The 15,105-nt window shown below is 66.0% G+C and carries 11 protein-coding genes and 1 pseudogene; 5 read left to right on the forward strand and 7 right to left on the reverse strand.

Features of this window, described 5'->3' with window-relative positions; all coding sequences use genetic code 11:
- Positions 1-45: 45 nt before the first annotated feature.
- Complete coding sequence (locus N7333_RS11610; RefSeq protein WP_129481679.1) at positions 46-984, reverse strand: alpha/beta fold hydrolase; 939 nt, start codon at positions 982-984, stop codon at positions 46-48.
- Between the two features lie 294 nt (positions 985-1,278).
- On the opposite strand from N7333_RS11610, the gene N7333_RS11615 reads away from it, so the two are divergent.
- The gene (locus N7333_RS11615; protein WP_012019411.1) at positions 1,279-2,097 is read left to right on the forward strand and encodes a MerR family transcriptional regulator; all 819 of its coding nucleotides are present in this window, start codon (positions 1,279-1,281) and stop codon (positions 2,095-2,097) included.
- A 42-nt stretch (positions 2,098-2,139) separates the two neighbouring features.
- Here N7333_RS11615 and N7333_RS11620 read toward each other — a convergent pair whose 3' ends face one another.
- Positions 2,140-5,628, reverse strand: coding sequence for a PAS domain-containing hybrid sensor histidine kinase/response regulator (locus N7333_RS11620; protein WP_129481678.1), 3,489 nt, complete (start codon positions 5,626-5,628; stop codon positions 2,140-2,142).
- Between the two features lie 200 nt (positions 5,629-5,828).
- Here N7333_RS11620 and N7333_RS11625 point away from each other — a divergent pair, with 200 nt between their 5' ends.
- Together N7333_RS11625 and N7333_RS11630 are read left to right on the forward strand one after the other, a co-directional pair.
- The gene (locus tag N7333_RS11625) at positions 5,829-6,398 is read left to right on the forward strand and encodes a GNAT family protein (protein ID WP_129481677.1); all 570 of its coding nucleotides are present in this window, start codon (positions 5,829-5,831) and stop codon (positions 6,396-6,398) included.
- Positions 6,399-6,400: 2 nt separating this feature from the next.
- Positions 6,401-7,240, forward strand: coding sequence for an AraC family transcriptional regulator (locus N7333_RS11630; protein ID WP_003246035.1), 840 nt, complete (start codon positions 6,401-6,403; stop codon positions 7,238-7,240).
- A 75-nt stretch (positions 7,241-7,315) separates the two neighbouring features.
- On the opposite strand, the gene N7333_RS11635 is transcribed toward N7333_RS11630, so the two are convergent.
- Positions 7,316-8,653 carry an imelysin family protein gene (locus N7333_RS11635; RefSeq protein WP_129481676.1) on the reverse strand — a complete coding sequence of 446 codons (1,338 nt, stop codon included), beginning with the start codon at positions 8,651-8,653 and terminating at the stop codon, positions 7,316-7,318.
- Positions 8,654-8,843: 190 nt separating this feature from the next.
- Here N7333_RS11635 and N7333_RS11640 point away from each other — a divergent pair, with 190 nt between their 5' ends.
- Entirely contained in the window at positions 8,844-9,416 is a 573-nt protein-coding gene (locus N7333_RS11640) for a LemA family protein (protein WP_129481675.1), read from the forward strand.
- Position 9,417: 1 nt separating this feature from the next.
- Positions 9,418-10,323: a GIDE domain-containing protein gene (locus tag N7333_RS11645; protein WP_129481674.1), complete on the forward strand. Its 906-nt coding sequence runs from the start codon at positions 9,418-9,420 to the stop codon at positions 10,321-10,323.
- A 161-nt stretch (positions 10,324-10,484) separates the two neighbouring features.
- On the opposite strand, the gene N7333_RS11650 is transcribed toward N7333_RS11645, so the two are convergent.
- The 4 genes and pseudogenes from N7333_RS11650 to N7333_RS11665 all read right to left on the reverse strand — a co-directional run.
- A complete protein-coding gene (locus N7333_RS11650; protein WP_003246027.1) occupies positions 10,485-12,548 on the reverse strand; it encodes a GGDEF domain-containing phosphodiesterase in 2,064 nt (687 codons plus the stop codon).
- 284 nt (positions 12,549-12,832) lie between these two features.
- Complete coding sequence (gene sodB / locus N7333_RS11655; protein WP_003246024.1) at positions 12,833-13,414, reverse strand: superoxide dismutase [Fe]; 582 nt, start codon at positions 13,412-13,414, stop codon at positions 12,833-12,835.
- 207 nt (positions 13,415-13,621) lie between these two features.
- Positions 13,622-14,953: a DUF58 domain-containing protein gene (locus N7333_RS11660; protein ID WP_129481673.1), complete on the reverse strand. Its 1,332-nt coding sequence runs from the start codon at positions 14,951-14,953 to the stop codon at positions 13,622-13,624.
- Positions 14,950-15,105, reverse strand: a pseudogene (locus N7333_RS11665) (AAA family ATPase); the annotation flags it as partial. The pseudogene N7333_RS11665 and the gene N7333_RS11660, both read right to left, overlap by 4 nt.

Here is a 15,105-nt window from a genome sequence, read left to right on the forward strand (position 1 = left end):
ATCGCAGCTGCGCGTCTGTCCTGAGGGCGTTTCTCTCCGCCGTAGTTAACCTGCGGGCGGTTTCGATACGCCCTGATCTTCCTCCATCCGAGTGACATGCTCGCGTATCCAGCCGGCCAGGGCTTTCGGCTCCGCCAGCACGCGCCAATGCCCGCCGCGAACGTCACGGCGCGTCAGTGAAGGCGCCCAATGCGGCAGGTCGTCGAACAGTTGCGGACGTACGAAACGGTCGGCCAGAGGCACGATCAGCTGCACCGGCACGCGGGTACTGCGCGCCCGCGGGCTGAACAGGCTGCGGACGAAGTTGGCGCGATACAGCTGCACCCCGCGCATGCCGTCGCTGCGTTGCGTGCTGCTGGGCGGCAGGCCGTGCACGCCCTCCACGCGGCGCAGCAGCCAGGGCCAGGCGCGGTCCAGACCCAGGCGCCAGCACAGCTCCGGCAGCAGCGGGATGTGGAACAGGGCGATGTACCAGGAACTGAGCAGCTGGCCGAGCACCTGCCGCAGAGCGCCTGGACTGCGCAGGCTGATGCGCTGGCGCATCCAGTGGCCAACGTGGTCCAGGCAGGGTCCGGAAATGCTGGTATAGGAAGCCAGTAACGGCTGGATGCGCGGCTCGGTCACCGCTTCCCAGCTCTGGATCGACCCCCAGTCGTGGGCCACCAGGTGCACCGGCTGCTGCGGGCTGAGTGCGCGGATCACCGCTTCCAGATCGTTCGCCAGCCGCTCCAGGCGATAATCGCGCAGCCGTCGCGGCGCCTGCGAGGCGCCATGGCCGCGCACGTCGTAGGCGAGGATGCGGTAGTCGGCAGCCAGCTCGCTCACCAGCGGCAGCCAGATCTCGTGGCTGTCCGGGTAACCATGGACCAGCAGCAGGGTCGGTCCGTCGGCCTTGCCCCAGACATAGGCCTGCAGGCGTACGCCGTCCCCCTGCACGTGGCAGCGCTGCGCTGGCAGCTCGCGGCGGTGCAGCGGGGCGTTCACAGGTCGGCACCGAACGGGGCGGGTGGCAGGACTGTTGCAGGCATGGCGGGCTCCGCTGATCAGGATGACATCGTCTGATGTCATTGTTTGCCCTGCGCCTGCCCTTGCCTAGCCGGTCCGGCGTCGTGTGGGCATCGGCACTTTCCTGTCACTTGGAGGCAGCAGCCGCTCTACTGCCGGGATCGCGCGGCTTTCGTGGCCGTTATCGGGCCTGGCGCGAAGGGCAAGTCCAGCCCTTGGTTGGGGGGATGCGCGCGGTTGTTGGCCGGCGAAGCGCGACGCTATGATCGCGCCATGACTCCGACTTCTCTGTTTCTCCAGCGCCTGCTCGGCAGCGCCGCCCCCGTGGCCGCGGCGGCTGTCGCCGAATACACGGTCGACGAGCTGGCCCAGGCCGCGCAGACCACGGTGCGCAACGTGCGCGCGTACCAGGATCGCGGTCTGCTGCCGCCGCCCGAGCGGCGCGGGCGAGTCGGCATCTACAGTGGCGAGCATCTGGCGCGCCTGCGCCTGATCGGCCAGTTGCTCGAGCGCGGCTACAGCATCGCCAATATTCGCGAGCTGTTCGAGGCCTGGTCGCAGGGGCGCGATCTGGCGCATGTGCTGGGCCTGGAACAGGCCATCCGCGGCCCCGGAGAGCCCGAACAGCCCGGACGGCTGGAGTTCGCCGAGCTGCAGGCGATCTTCGCGGACGATCTGGACGACGAGCTGATCGATCGCGCCCAGGCCATGGGCCTGCTGCAGTTCGCCGGCGACCACCTCAGCGTGCCCAGCCCGCGTCTGTTTGCCGCGGGTGTCGAGCTGTACCGCGCCGGTATTCCGCTGCCGGCGCTGCTGGATGAGCTGGAGTCGATTCGCCGGCATGTCGAGCAGGTATCCACCGGCATCGTGCAGATGATCGTCGGGCATCTGGTCAATCCATTGCTGCAGAGTGCGCTGCCCCGTGCCGACCAGCTGGAAGACCTCAGCACGCAATTGCTGCGTCTGCGGCCACTGGTCGAGCAAGTGGTCGAGGCCGAGCTGGCGCGCGGCCTGCCGGTGGCGGCCAACCGCGAGCTGAGCGAACGGGTGCACCGGCTGCTGCAGGGGTTTCTGCAGCGCAGCCAGGGTTAGGCTGCCACCAGCGGCGAACCCTCGCGGAAAGCAGCCGCTCGATTAACCGCGCAATGCCAGATGGCGGCTGAGCAGGGCACGCAGGGCCGCCGGCTTGACCGGTTTGGGCAGGTAGTCGAGCCCCGCCGCATGTACCTCGGCCACCAGTTCCGGGCGGCCGTCGGCGCTGATCACCACGCCAGGTACCGGTTCGCCCAGACGGGTGCGCAGCCAGGCCATCAGTTCGGTGCCGGTCTCGCCTTCGTCCAGGTGATAGTCGATCAGGGCCAGTTGCGGACGCACGTCCTCGCTGAGCAGATGCTCGCATTCCAGGCGGTTGCGCGCCGTCCACACCTGGCAGCCCCAGCGTGACAGCAGGCTGTGCATGCCGGTGAGAATGCTGTCCTCGTTGTCGATGCAGATCACCTGGGTGCCGTGCAGCGGCTGGCCGTCTGCGGCCTGCGAGGCGGGCCCCTGCGGCTTGGGTGCGGGTTTTCTCGCCAGCGGCACGCTGACGCTGAACACGCTGCCCTTGCCCGGCCAGGAGCGAACCTCCAGACGGTGTGAGAGAACGCGGCACAGCCCGTCGGCAATCGCCAGGCCCAGGCCGAGCCCCTTTTCCGCTCGGGTCTGGTGGCTGTCCAGACGCTTGAACTCTTCGAAGATCACCTTGCGCTTGTCCTCGGGAATGCCCGCACCGCGGTCCCAGACTTCCAGGCGCAGGTGCTCGCCCTCGCGGCGCACGCCCAGCACCACACGCCCCTTGGCGTAGCGGAAGGCGTTGGTGAGGAAGTTCTGCAGAATGCGCCGCAGCAGCTTGATGTCGCTGTCGACCCACTGCCTGCTGCCCCGCACGCGCAGATCGATGCCCTGCTCGGCGGCCAGCACGCCAAACTCGGCGGCGAGGGTGTCGAACAGGCTGGCCAGGGCGAAGGGATGTCGGTCCGGGGCGATGCGGCCGTTTTCCAGGCGCGAGATGTCCAGCAGGTCGGTGATCAGATCCTCGGCCGAGCGCAGCGAGCTGTCCAGGTGGCGCACCAGTTCCTGGGCCTCCACCGGCAGGGCTTCGTCCTGGTGGGCCAGGGCCGCGGAGAACAGGCGTGCGGCATTGAGCGGCTGCATCAGGTCATGGCTGACCGCGGCGAGAAAGCGCGTCTTCGACTGGTTGGCCGCTTCGGCGTGGGCCTTGGCCTCGGTCAGCGCCTGGTTGAGTTTCGACAGTTCCTGGGTCCGCTCGGCGACGCGCCGTTCCAGGCTCTCGTTGGCTTCCTTGAGGGCGCGCTCGGCCTCGCGGAACTCGGTGATGTCGGTGAAGCTCATGACGAAGCCGCCGCCGGGCATGGGGTTGCCGATCAGCTCGATCACCCGGCCGTTGGGGAACACCCGTTCGTAGCTGTGCGCGGTGCCCTGACGCATCCAGTACAGGCGCTTGGCGACGTTCTCTTCGACGTCGCCGCTGCCGAGCATGCCGCGCTCGGCGTTGAAGCGGATGATCTCGGCAATGGGGCGGCCGACGTAGATCAGCCCGTCGGGGTAGTCGAACAGCTCCAGGTAGCGGTGGTTCCAGGCCACCAGGCGCAGGTTCTGGTCGACCACGCTGATGCCTTGGGTGATGTTCTCGATCGCCCCCTGCAGCAGGGCGCGGTTGAACTGCAGGACTTCCGAGGCCTCGTCGACGATGCGCACCACGTCTTCGACCTGCATCTCGCGGCCTTCGATGGCGGCCTTGACCACCGCACGGGTCGAGGAGGCGCCGAGCACGCCGGCCAGCAGGCGCTCGGTATGGGCGATCCATTCGCTGTTGGCCGGCTGGTTGGGGTCGAAGTCCTTGCCCTTGCCCTGACGCAGGGCGAAGCGGGCGAAGCTCTGCCGGGCACGTTCCTCGCCGACGAAGCGGCTGGCGAGCGCCAGCAGGTCCTCCACCTGCACCGCCAGCAGGCTACGGTTGCTGGGCTTGGTACCCAGGTCATGACCGATGAAACGCCCGGCCTGCCAGTGCTCGGACACCCGGGTGCGCGAGAACCACGAGACCCAGGCAAACAACAGTAGGTTGCCGGCCAGCGACAGCACCACGCCTCGGGTCAGCGGATCCACCTGCAGGCCGAGGGGCGCGTAGAGCAGGGTGGTCAGGCCGGGGAAACTTTCCAGCGACCAGCCCATGCCGCGTGCCGCCAGCGGCAGGACCAGGGTGTAGAACCACAGTATGGCGCCGAAGATCAGCCCGGCGAACACGCCGCGGCGGTTGGCCTGTTTCCACACCAGGGCGCCGAACATGGCCGGCGCCAGCTGGCCGATGGCGGCGAACGACACCTGACCGATGGTGGCCAGGCTGGTGCCCTCGCCGAGCAGGCGATAGCAGACGTAGGCCAGCAACAGGATCAGCACGATGCTGACCCGGCGGGCGGTGAGCATCCAGTGGCGGAAGGCCTCGAACGGTCGCTCGGTGCTCTGCCGGCGCAGCAGCCAGGGCAGCAGCATGTCGTTGGAAATCATGGTCGACAGGGCCACGGACGCGACGATCACCATGCCGGTGGCCGCCGAGGCACCGCCGATGAAGGCCAGCACCGCCAGGCTCGGATGGGCCTCGGCCAGGGGCAGGCTGATAACGAAGGAGTCCGGGGTGATGCCCGCCGGCAGCAGCATCTGCCCGGCCAGGGCGATGGGCACGACGAACAGTGCGGCCAGCATCAGGTAGGCGGGGAATACCCAGCGCGCCAGACGCAGGTCCTTGGGTTCGATGTTCTCCACCACGGTGACGTGGAACTGCCGTGGCAGGCAGACGATGGCGATCATCGCCATGCCGGTCTGTACCAGCATCGCCGGCCAGTTGACCGGCTTGGCCCAGAAGTCGTCCAGTTCGGCGGTGACCCGGGCCTGGGCGAGCAGATCGCCCACGCCGTTGTACAGGCCGAAGGTGACGAAGGCACCGACGGCGAGGAAGGCCAGCAGCTTGACCAGCGACTCGAATGCGATGGCCAGCACCATGCCGCGATGGTGCTCGGTAACGTCCAGGTTGCGCGTACCGAACAGGATGGTGAACAGCGCCAGGGCCAGCGACACGATCAGCGCCGTGTCCTGGGCGCTGGTGCCGATGGTCTGCGGATCGATGCCGATCAGCAGGTTGACGCCGAGCACGATGCCCTTGAGCTGCAGGGCGATGTACGGCAGTACGCCGACCAGACAGATCAGCGCCACCACCACGGCCAGGGACTGGGACTTGCCATAGCGCGCGGCGATGAAGTCGGCGATGGAGGTGATGTTCTCCTGCTTGCTGATCATCACCATCTTCTGTAGCACCCAGGGCATGGTCAGCAGCAGAATGGTCGGGCCGAGGTAGATCGGCAGGAACGACCACAGTTGCTCGGCGGCCTGACCCACCGCGCCGAAGAAGGTCCAGCTGGTGCAGTAGACCGCCAGGGACAGCGAGTAGACCCAGGCGCGAACCTTCGGCGGCATGGGCGTGCCGCGGCGATCGCCATAGAACGCGATGGCGAAGAGAATGGCCATGTAGATCAGGGCGACCGCGGCGATCAGCCCGGGGGACAGCGACATGCGAACTCCGGAACGCAGAGTGGAACGAAGAAGCCTGCGCTGCTGGGCGAGGCGGATAATCATCAGTGTTGCACAAAGCCGCGGCCTGTCGGCTGCGACCAAGGTCGCAGGGTGTCGACCGCGCTTTGCGAAACGGTCCGATTGTGCCGCAGGCGATGGGCTGATAGCGTGGTCGGCTTGCAACCGCGCCAGGAGGAAGCATGTTCAAACCGCAATTGGTCACGCTGCAGCGAGGAGCCTTGCGCCTGGAGCCACTGGCCGATGCCGATATCCCGGCCCTGGTCGCGTTGGCCGAGGCCAATCGTGACGAGCTGCTGTACATGAGCGGTACCCAGCCTCTGGACTGGTATCGCAGCGCACTGGCCGAACTGCGCGAGCAACGCGCGCTGCCATTCGCCATCCGTCTCGGCGAGCAGCTGGTCGGCACCACTCGCTTCGGCGATTTCATGAACAGCCTGCCGGCCTGCGAGATCGGCTGGACCTGGCTCGATCGCGCCCAGCATGGCAGCGGGCTGAACGCCAGCATCAAGTACCTGATGCTCAAGCATGCCTTCGACAACTGGGGCATGGTCCGTGTGCAGCTGAAAACCGCCGCCAGCAACCTGCGCTCGCAACGCGCCATCGAGAAGCTGGGCGCCGCCCGCGAGGGCCTGCTGCGTAACCATCGCCGCCTGGCCGACGGCCGTCTCGACGACACGGTGCTGTACAGCATCACCGATCAGGAATGGCCGCAGGTGCGCGCCGCCCTGGAAGCGCGCTTCGGCGGCTGAACATGCAGCCACTGACGGGAAGCGAACGCGCGCGGTTCAGCGCCAGCGACGATCTGCACGGCTTGGAGCTGTTGTCCGCACGCTTTGTCGAACATCGTTTCGCCCCGCACGTGCACGACGGTCATGTGATCGCCGTGCTCGAAGCCGGTGCTGAGCGCTATCGCTATCGCGGTGTCGATCACCTGGCGGGCGCCGGCAGCATCGCCTTGCTCAATCCGGACGAGGTGCATACCGGTTCCAAAGGGGTCGAGCAAGGCTGGCAGTACCGGGTGTTCTACCCGCAGCCCGGTACTTTCGAGGCGCTGCTGGCCGAACTCGAGTCGCCACCGGCTGCACCGCCCATGTTCCACGACAGCGTGCACCATGATCCGCTCCTGGCGTCGCGGCTGAGTGCGCTGCACCGTCTGCTGGAGGATCCGCACAGCGAGGCGCTGCAACGTCAGACCCTGTGGCGCGAGGCGATGCTCGAGCTGCTGCAGCGTTACGCGCGCCTGCCGGCGCCGCGTGGCGTCGGCCAGGAACCGCGGGCGGTGGCTTTGGCCAAGGAGCTGCTTGCCAGCCAGCTGAGCGAGCCGCCATCGCTGGAAGAGCTGGCGGCGGCGGTCAATCTCTCACCCTTTCACTTCGCCCGGGTATTCCGCCGGGCCACCGGTCTGCCACCGCATGCCTGGCTCAGGCAGCGTCGTCTGGAGCAGGCGCGGACGCTGCTCAGAAGTGGCTGCTCGGCGCTCAGCGTCGCCATGCAGCTGGGGTTCGCCGACCAGAGCCATCTGTCGCGGCAGTTCAAGCAGACCTATGGCGTCAGCCCCGGCGAATACCGCAGCGCGGTGGCGCGAGGCTGAGCGGACCGAGGCACGAGGCACAAAAAAGCCGGCGCTCCTTATCGGGACGCCGGCTTCTTCAGCCCGCTACGTCGATCAGAACTCGTGATCGGCAGTGTCCGGGTTCAGGTCGCTGATGCCCAGCTTGGCCGCGGCCTGCTCGATGGCGCCGGTCTGCTTGACCAGGGCGGCGATGGCGTCGCGTACCAGTTGCTGGCCTTCGGCGTTGTCCTCGGCGATCAGCTGGTCGAAGTGCACGTTGTTCTTCTCGGCGCTGTCGACCAGAGCCTGCAGCTTGGCCTCGGTCGCTTGCAGATCGGCCTTGAGGCTGGCATCGGCCTGGGCATCGACCTTGGCCACCAGTTCCGACAGGCTCGGGCCGCTCAGGGTGCTGCCGTCGACCTTCTTGTACTCGCCCAGGTAGACGTTGCGAATGCCCTTGCCGTTATAGAAGTGCGAGTTGTGGGTGTTGTCGCTGAAGCAGTCGTGCTCGTCTTCCGTGGAGTTGGCTTCGAGGGCGACCTTCATGCGCTCGCCGGCCAGCTCGCCGAGGGACAGGCTGCCCATGCCGAACAGCATCTTGCGCAGACCGTTCTCGCCCGAGTCGGCGACCAGCTCGCTGCGATAGTTGCCTTCGACGCCATCCTTCCACTGCTCGACCATGTCGTTGAGGTCGCTGACCAAGAGGTCGGTAGCGACTTTCAGGTAGGTGCGACGGCGCTCGTTGTGGCCGCCGGTGGCGCCTTCGCCAACCAGGTAATCGGTGTAGGGACGTTCGCCGGCGCCCGGGTTGGTGCCGTTGAGGTCCTGGCCCCAGAGCAGGAACTCGATGGCGTGGTAACCGGTGGCGACGTTGGCTTCGGAGCCGCCCAGCTCGTTGAGGCTGGCCAGCAGCTCGCCGGTGATCTCGGCAACGTCGATCTTGTCTTCACCGACCTGGATCTCGGTGTTGGCGATGATGTTGGCCTGGGCGCCGGGGTTGCCCAGTGCGTGCTGATAGTCGTCGGCGACGTAGTCGATCAGGCCTTCGTCCAGCGGCCAGGCGTTGAGCTGGCCTTCCCACTCGTCCACCACCGGGTTGCCGAAACGGAACACTTCGGTCTGCATGTAAGGCACGCGAGCAGCCAGCCAGGCTTCGCGGGCGGCCTTCAGAGTGGCCTCGCTGGGGTCGGCGAGCAGGGCGTCGACCGCGCTCTGCAGGGCCTTGCCGGTGCTGGCAGCGTCGCTGAACACGGCCAGCGCCAGGTCGGCGTAATGATTGACCACCGCCTTGGCCGCTGCCTCGTCGACCTGCGCCGCGCCGGCCGCTGCAGTGCTCTCGCTGCTGGCCGCCGGAGCTGCGGCTTGAGTGGCGGGAGCTTTGTCGTCGCCGCAACCGGCGAGAGAAATGGCAATAGCCAGCAGGCTGGCCGAAGCCAGGGGCATACGAATCATGGCGGGGTCCTTTGCATGTACTGAATATGAGTGGTACGCGGGTGTACCTGGTAAACCGCGACATAATGCAAATGTTTCGCATTATGTGTAAAGGCCATTATTCGCCGCTGTGCGGGATATCGCTGCCCGGCCGCTTCGTTGCCGCTAGAATGCCAGCACCCGATTCGCAGTTCTGTATGGAGAAAACTGCATGAGCCTGACCGCTGTGATTCTCATCGTCGTCCTCGTCCTGCTGGGCGCCTATGCGGTGTCGCTGTACAACGGCCTGGTGCGCCTCAAGCACGGCGTGAGCAAGGCCTGGTCGAACATCGACGTGCTGCTCAAGCAGCGCCACGATGAGCTGCCCAAGCTGGTGGAGACCTGCAAGCAGTACATGCAGCATGAGCGCACCACGCTGGATAGGGTGATCGCCGCCCGCAGCGCCGTGGCCAATGCCCGTGAGCAGCATGACGTGGGCGCTCTCGGCAAGGCCGAAAGCGGTCTGCGTGCCGGTCTGGGGCAGCTGTTCGCGCTGGCCGAGAACTATCCCGAGCTCAAGGCCAACGACAGTTTCCAGCACCTGCAGCAGCGCATCAGCGGCCTGGAGAACGGCATCGCCGATCGACGCGAGCTGTACAACGAGGCGGTCAATCTCAACAACGTGCGCATCGAGCAATTCCCTGATGTGATCCTCGCGCGCATGTTCAACTTCCAGGCCGCCGAGCTGCTGGTGTTCAGCGATGCGGAGAAGTCGGATGTCGACCTGAAGTCGCTGTTCAACTGAAATGATGCAAAGCGACCCCATCGGCTTCTTCTTGACGCTGGCGTTCGCCCTCGGCGCATTTCTGGGCGGCGGTTGGTGGTGTCTGCGACGCTGGTCGCAGGCGCGCCACCTGCTGGATACGCCGACCTCGAAGATCCGCTCGGCAGCACAGGGCTATGTCGAGCTCTACGGCATGATCGAAGAACTCCCTGGCAGTTCCTTGCGCGGCCCGCTGACCAACACGCCCTGCGTGTGGTGGCGCTTTCGCATCGAGGAATACCGCTCCAGCGGCAAGAAGCGCTCCTGGCGGGTGATCGAAAGCGGCAGCAGCGATGCCTTGCTGCGCCTCTCCGATGGCACCGGGGATTGCCTGATCGACCCGCGCGGCGCGGAGGTTCGACCCGCGATACGCGAAATCTGGCAGGGCACTCTGCGTCATCCGCTGGGTATGGAGAAGACCGGGCTGCTGAGCTTTCTGACCAGCAGCACGCGTTATCGCTACACCGAGGAGCGCTTTCATGTCGGCCAGCCGCTCTATGCCATCGGCGACTTTCGCACTTCCGGTAGCAGTCATCAGGGGCTGGACCTGCCCAGTGCCCAGGGTCAGGTGATTCGGGAGTGGAAAAGCGACTATGCCGGGTTGCTGCGGCGTTTCGACAGCGACGGCAACGGTGAGCTGGATGATCGGGAATGGAATCGTGTACGCCTGGCTGCCCAGCTCGAGGCCGAGCACCGGCACCGGCGCAGCAGTGCGGAGCCCGCGCAGCACAAGATGAGCAAACCGGGGGAGTCGCGCCCGTTCATTCTTTCCAATGCCGGGGAGGACGAGTTGGCGCGGGGGTTCTACTGGCAGGCGGCAGGCGCTGCGCTGTTGTGCCTGGTCGGCGCGCTGGCCACTGCCTGGCTACTCGGGATTCGGCATTTCTGAAAGTGGGGCGTGGTGGAAAACGCTTCGCGGTTTTCCACCCTGCAGGCTGTCGCGCAGCGGTGACGGTTTGTTTTCCGGGGTATCGCTGCACCCAATCCAGGCTGCGAGGTGGGTGCGCACGGCGCACCCTACGGCGCCGAGCCCGCCAGGCGGGCTTGCGTTCAGAGCGTGGCGGGGTTGGCCGCGGCACTGAGGCGGCGGGCCTGCTTGAGGAACAAGGTCAGCTCGCGCGCCGGTAGCGGCTTGCTGTACAGGTAGCCCTGACCCTCATGACAGCCCTGGGCGATGATGTAGGCTTCCTGCTCGACGGTCTCCACGCCTTCGGCGATGACCTGCATACCCAGGCTCTTGCCCAGCTGAATGATGGCGCGAACGATGGTGGCATCGTCCTCGTCCTCCAGCAGGTCCTGCACGAAGCTCTTGTCGATCTTGATCTTGTCCAGCGGCAGGCTCTTGAGATAGCTCAGCGACGAGTAGCCGGTACCGAAGTCATCGATGGCGATCAGGGCCCCGGAGCGGCGTAGGCTCAGCAGGTGCTGGGCGGCGGTGCTGATGTCTTCCATCAGGCCGGTTTCGGTGACCTCCAGCTCCAGGCTTCTGGGCGGCAGACGGTAGACCTGCATCAGGTTGTTGACCACCCGCGGCAGCTCGGCGTGGTGCAGCTGCACGGTGGACAGGTTGATGGCCATGCGCAGGTCGGTGAATCCCTGATCGTGCCATTCGCGCAGCTGGCGGCAGGTCTGATCGAGAATCCACTCGCCGATGGGGATGATGGTGCCGTTCTGTTCCGCCAGCGGGATGAACAGGTCGGGCGCGACGAAACCGTGCTGCGGGTGCTGCCAGCGCAGCAGGGCCTCGACGCCGACCACGCGGTGATCGCGGTAGTCCACCTGCGGCTGATAGACCAGATGCAGCTGATTCAGGGCCAGGGCGTCGCGCAGGTCCTTCTCCAGTTCGCGGCGACGACGCATCTCGCTGTCGACGCTGGCGATATAGAACTGGTAACGGTTGCGCGAGCGGCTCTTGGCCAGGGTCATGGTCTGTTCGGCTTTCTGCAGCAGCTTTTCGGTGCTGTCGCCATCCTCGGGGAACAGGGTGATGCCGATGGTCGCGCGCAGGCGCACTTCCTGATGATCGAGCAGGAACGGCAGCTCCAGATCGTCCAGCACGCTCTGCGCCAGTTCGGCCGCTTCGTAAGGCTGCTCGATATCGGCCTGGACCAGGGCGAACTGGTCGCCGCCCAGGCGGGCCAGGGCGCCGAGGCGGCCGCTGTGGCTGCGCAGGCGGTCGGACAGCGCCAGCAACAACTGATCGCCGCTCTGGTAGCTGAACTGTTCGTTGATGCCCTTGAAGTCGTCCAGGCCAACGCAGAGCACGGCGACGCGGCGCTGCAGGCGGCCGGCGTCTTCAAGAATCTGGTCGAGTTGCTGCTGCAGCTGCTGGCGGTTGGGCAGGCCGGTGAGGAAGTCGTACTGGGCCATGCGCAGCAGGCTGTTCTCCGCTTCGCGGCGCAGGTGGGTGTTACGCTCGATGGAGGCGAGAAGCTGGTTGGCGGTGTTGATCCACAGGCCCAGCTCGTTCTTCTCGTTGCCCTTGAGCATGGGCAGCTTGTGTTCGCTGGGGCGGTCCGGGTTGATGCTGGTCAGGTGCTCGATGATCTTCGACAGCGGCTTGGTCAGCAGCCAGTGGTAGACCAGGTACAGCACCAGGGCCATGGCCATGGCGCGCAGCACGCCGGAGACGAAGATGATCACCGAGTTGGTGACGAAACTCTCGCCGTAGGGCGCGGTGTCCAGGGTGATGTTGAGGTCGCCGTAATACTCGCTGTAGGGACCACGGCCAACCAGTTTGGTGGAAAACTGCTGCTCCTGGCCGAGAATCGGATCGGTCAGCCAGCGGGTCGCGATCTGTACCAGTTCGCGCGATTTTTCCGCCAGCATCGGCTCGTTGGGATGGCCGATGGCCGCATAGCGCACCGACTCGTGCTGGAACAACCCCTCGATGACCTGCATGCCCATTTCGCGATCCAGGCTGTATACCGCCTGGGTCGAGGGGTCGCGGAACATGCCGAGGATGCGCTGGGCATCGTTGGCTACCGCCTGCCGCGTCTTGTAGGCATCGAAGACGATCTGTGCGCAGCTCAGTACTACCCCGACCACCAGCGCCGACAGCAGCACCACGCGGAGTAACTTGAGCGACAAGCTGTTTTTCAATTCCAGCTTCAAAGGCAGTTCCTTGTATCGGTGCTTACAGCGGCAGTCAGACGAGAGTATTGGCAATCTCGCTCTAGCCGTCAAAGGGCCATCATGGTTGCTGGCACTTTTTCATTGCCATTGACGCGCTCATGTTGCGGATCGATCTATTTTGGCGAAAGCCATGCTCTGTATCGGTGCGCTCTTGCCGGACTTGAATACCGTTCGGCGCCCCGGCGCGCGTGCCTCGATCGGCAAGGGCCGAAAACGAAAAACCCGGCCGCAGGGGCCGGGTTCTCGGGTTACGCAGCCTGGAATCAGGCGGCGTAGTTCTGGGCGACGAAGTCCCAGTTGACCAGGTTCCAGAACGCCTCGACGTACTTCGGACGCAGGTTGCGGTAGTCGATGTAGTAGGCGTGTTCCCAGACGTCGCAGGTCAGCAGCGGGGTGTCGCCGGAGGTCAGCGGGCAGCCGGCACCGATGGTGCTGGCCAGGGCCAGGGAGCCGTCGGCCTTCTTCACCAGCCAGCCCCAGCCGGAGCCGAAGGTGCCGATGGAGACCTTGCTGAACTCTTCCTTGAACTTGTCGAAGGAGCCGAAGGCTGCGTTGATGGCGTCAGCCAGGGCGCCGGTGGGCTGGCCACCGCCGTTGGGCGACAGGCAGTTCCAGTAGAAGGTGTGGTTCCACACCTGAGCGGCGTTGTTGAAGATGCCGCCCGAGGAAGTCTTGACGATTTCTTCCAGGCTCTTGCCTTCGAACTCGGTGCCCGGCACCAGGTTGTTCAGGTTCACCACGTAGGTGTTGTGGTGCTTGTCGTGGTGGTATTCCAGGGTCTCGGCGGAAATGTGCGGCTCGAGGGCGTTCTTTTCGTAAGGCAGCGGCGGCAGTTCGAAAGCCATGGTCTATCTCCTACTCAGGTCGTGTGCGGTATGCGCGAGGCCGATCACGGGCGGCCTGTGGGCGGCGTGGAGTTTGTACTCTTTGCGCCGCGAGTTCCGGATCATAGCACCCGGCCTCGGCCATAACCACGCAACGTCTGTGTGGGAAAGCCGATGCCAGGGCCTTTGCTTCCGTTGCTTCGACAACCTGCCGCGGCGCCAGTTGCCTCAGAGTGCTCCGGCTTTCTTCCAGGCGAGGTAGCTGCTGACCAGCTCCGGCCCCAGCTCGCCGGGGCGTGCGTCGAGTACCGGAACGCTCTGCGCGGCAAGGCGTTCGTGCAGTTCGGCGCGGGCATTGAGGTAGTCCAGCGTGCCGCAATAGGCCAGGGCCTGGTCGAACTGCTCCACCGGCGTATGGCGCAGGCGGTCCAGCGCTTCCTCGCGCAGGCTGGCGATCAGCACCCGGTGCTGGCGCGACAGGCGCCGCACCGCGGTGAGCAGATCCTGATCGTCTTCGTCGCGCAGATTGGTCACCAGCACCACCAGCGAACGGCGGCGCTGACGGGCCAGCAGCAGGTCGGCGGCGGCGCTGAAGTCGGCCGGTTGCTGGCTTGTCTCGAGGTCGTAGACGGCATTGAGCAGCACGTTGAGCTGAGCGGGGCCCTTGACCGGCGCCAGATAGCGCGACTGGTTGCCGGCGAAGGTGGCCAGGCCCACCGCGTCGCCCTGGCGCAGCGCGACGTAACTGAGCAGCAGGCAGGCGTTGAGGGCGTGGTCGAAGTGCGACAGCTCGTCGTCCTGGCTGCGCATGCGCCGACCGCAGTCGAGCAGGAAGACGATCTGCTGATCGCGTTCGTCCTGATATTCGCGGGCGATGGGGGTGCGCTTGCGCGCCGTGGCCTTCCAGTCGATCTGGCGCAGGGTGTCGCCATCACGGAATTCGCGCAGCTGATGAAACTCCAGGCCCAGGCCGCGGCGTGGGCGCTGGCGTACGCCCAGCTGGCTGAGCCAGTCGTCCACTGCCTTGAGCTGGGCTCCGTAGAGACGGGCGAAATCGGGGTATACGCGGCTCTCGTCGGCCAGCTCCAGCAGGCGCCTGGCCTGCCATAGGCGCAGCGGGCTGGGCAGCAGCAGTTCGCAGCGCTCGAAGAGAAAATGTCCGCGCACCAGTGGCTTGAGGCGATAGGTGATGCGCGTCTGCTGGCCGGGGCGCAGGGCGATACGCTGCGGCAGGAGCTCGAACTCCATGCCTTCCGGCACATGGTCGAAGACCTCGATATGCAGGGCCTGGGCGTATTCGTGATGCGCGGTCAGCTGCACCTCGCTCCAGCGGCCCAGCGGCAGGTTACCGGGCAGCGTGCGCTCGAGGCGTGGCGAGGGCAGGCGGCGCAACCACAGGGCATCCACCGTTGCCACCAGCAGCACGGCCAGCAACAGCCCCCAGGCCATCGGCATCAGGCTGTCGGCCAGGCGCACGCCGAGCAGGGGCAGGGCGCCGAGCAGTACGGCGGCGGCGAACAGGCCGCTCAGCAGCCCGAGGAGCAGGCGCGAGGGTTTCATAGACGCGGAGCCGGCACCTGATCGAGCAGCTGTTGCAGTACCTGATCCACCGACAGGCCTTCGATGTCCAGCTCCGGTGCCAGGCGCACGCGGTGGCGCAGCACGGCCAGGGCACAGCCCTTGATGTCGTCGGGCAGAACGAAGTCGCCGCC

Source organism: Pseudomonas sp. GD04158 (genome assembly GCF_029834875.1).
In the GTDB taxonomy this organism is placed as follows: Bacteria; Pseudomonadota; Gammaproteobacteria; order Pseudomonadales; family Pseudomonadaceae; genus Aquipseudomonas; species Aquipseudomonas hydrolytica.

Excerpts from the sequence above, each read along its gene's own strand:
- N7333_RS11615 (WP_012019411.1), top strand. The coding sequence starts at position 1,279 with ATGACTCCGACTTCTCTGTTTCTCCAGCGCCTGCTCGGCAGCGCCGCC.
- N7333_RS11620 (WP_129481678.1), bottom strand. The coding sequence starts at position 5,628 with ATGTCGCTGTCCCCCGGGCTGATCGCCGCGGTCGCCCTGATCTACATG.
- N7333_RS11625 (WP_129481677.1), top strand. The coding sequence starts at position 5,829 with ATGTTCAAACCGCAATTGGTCACGCTGCAGCGAGGAGCCTTGCGCCTG.
- N7333_RS11630 (WP_003246035.1), top strand. The coding sequence starts at position 6,401 with ATGCAGCCACTGACGGGAAGCGAACGCGCGCGGTTCAGCGCCAGCGAC.
- N7333_RS11635 (WP_129481676.1), bottom strand. The coding sequence starts at position 8,653 with ATGATTCGTATGCCCCTGGCTTCGGCCAGCCTGCTGGCTATTGCCATT.
- N7333_RS11640 (WP_129481675.1), top strand. The coding sequence starts at position 8,844 with ATGAGCCTGACCGCTGTGATTCTCATCGTCGTCCTCGTCCTGCTGGGC.
- N7333_RS11645 (WP_129481674.1), top strand. The coding sequence starts at position 9,418 with ATGATGCAAAGCGACCCCATCGGCTTCTTCTTGACGCTGGCGTTCGCC.
- sodB (WP_003246024.1), bottom strand. The coding sequence starts at position 13,414 with ATGGCTTTCGAACTGCCGCCGCTGCCTTACGAAAAGAACGCCCTCGAG.
- N7333_RS11660 (WP_129481673.1), bottom strand. The coding sequence starts at position 14,953 with ATGAAACCCTCGCGCCTGCTCCTCGGGCTGCTGAGCGGCCTGTTCGCC.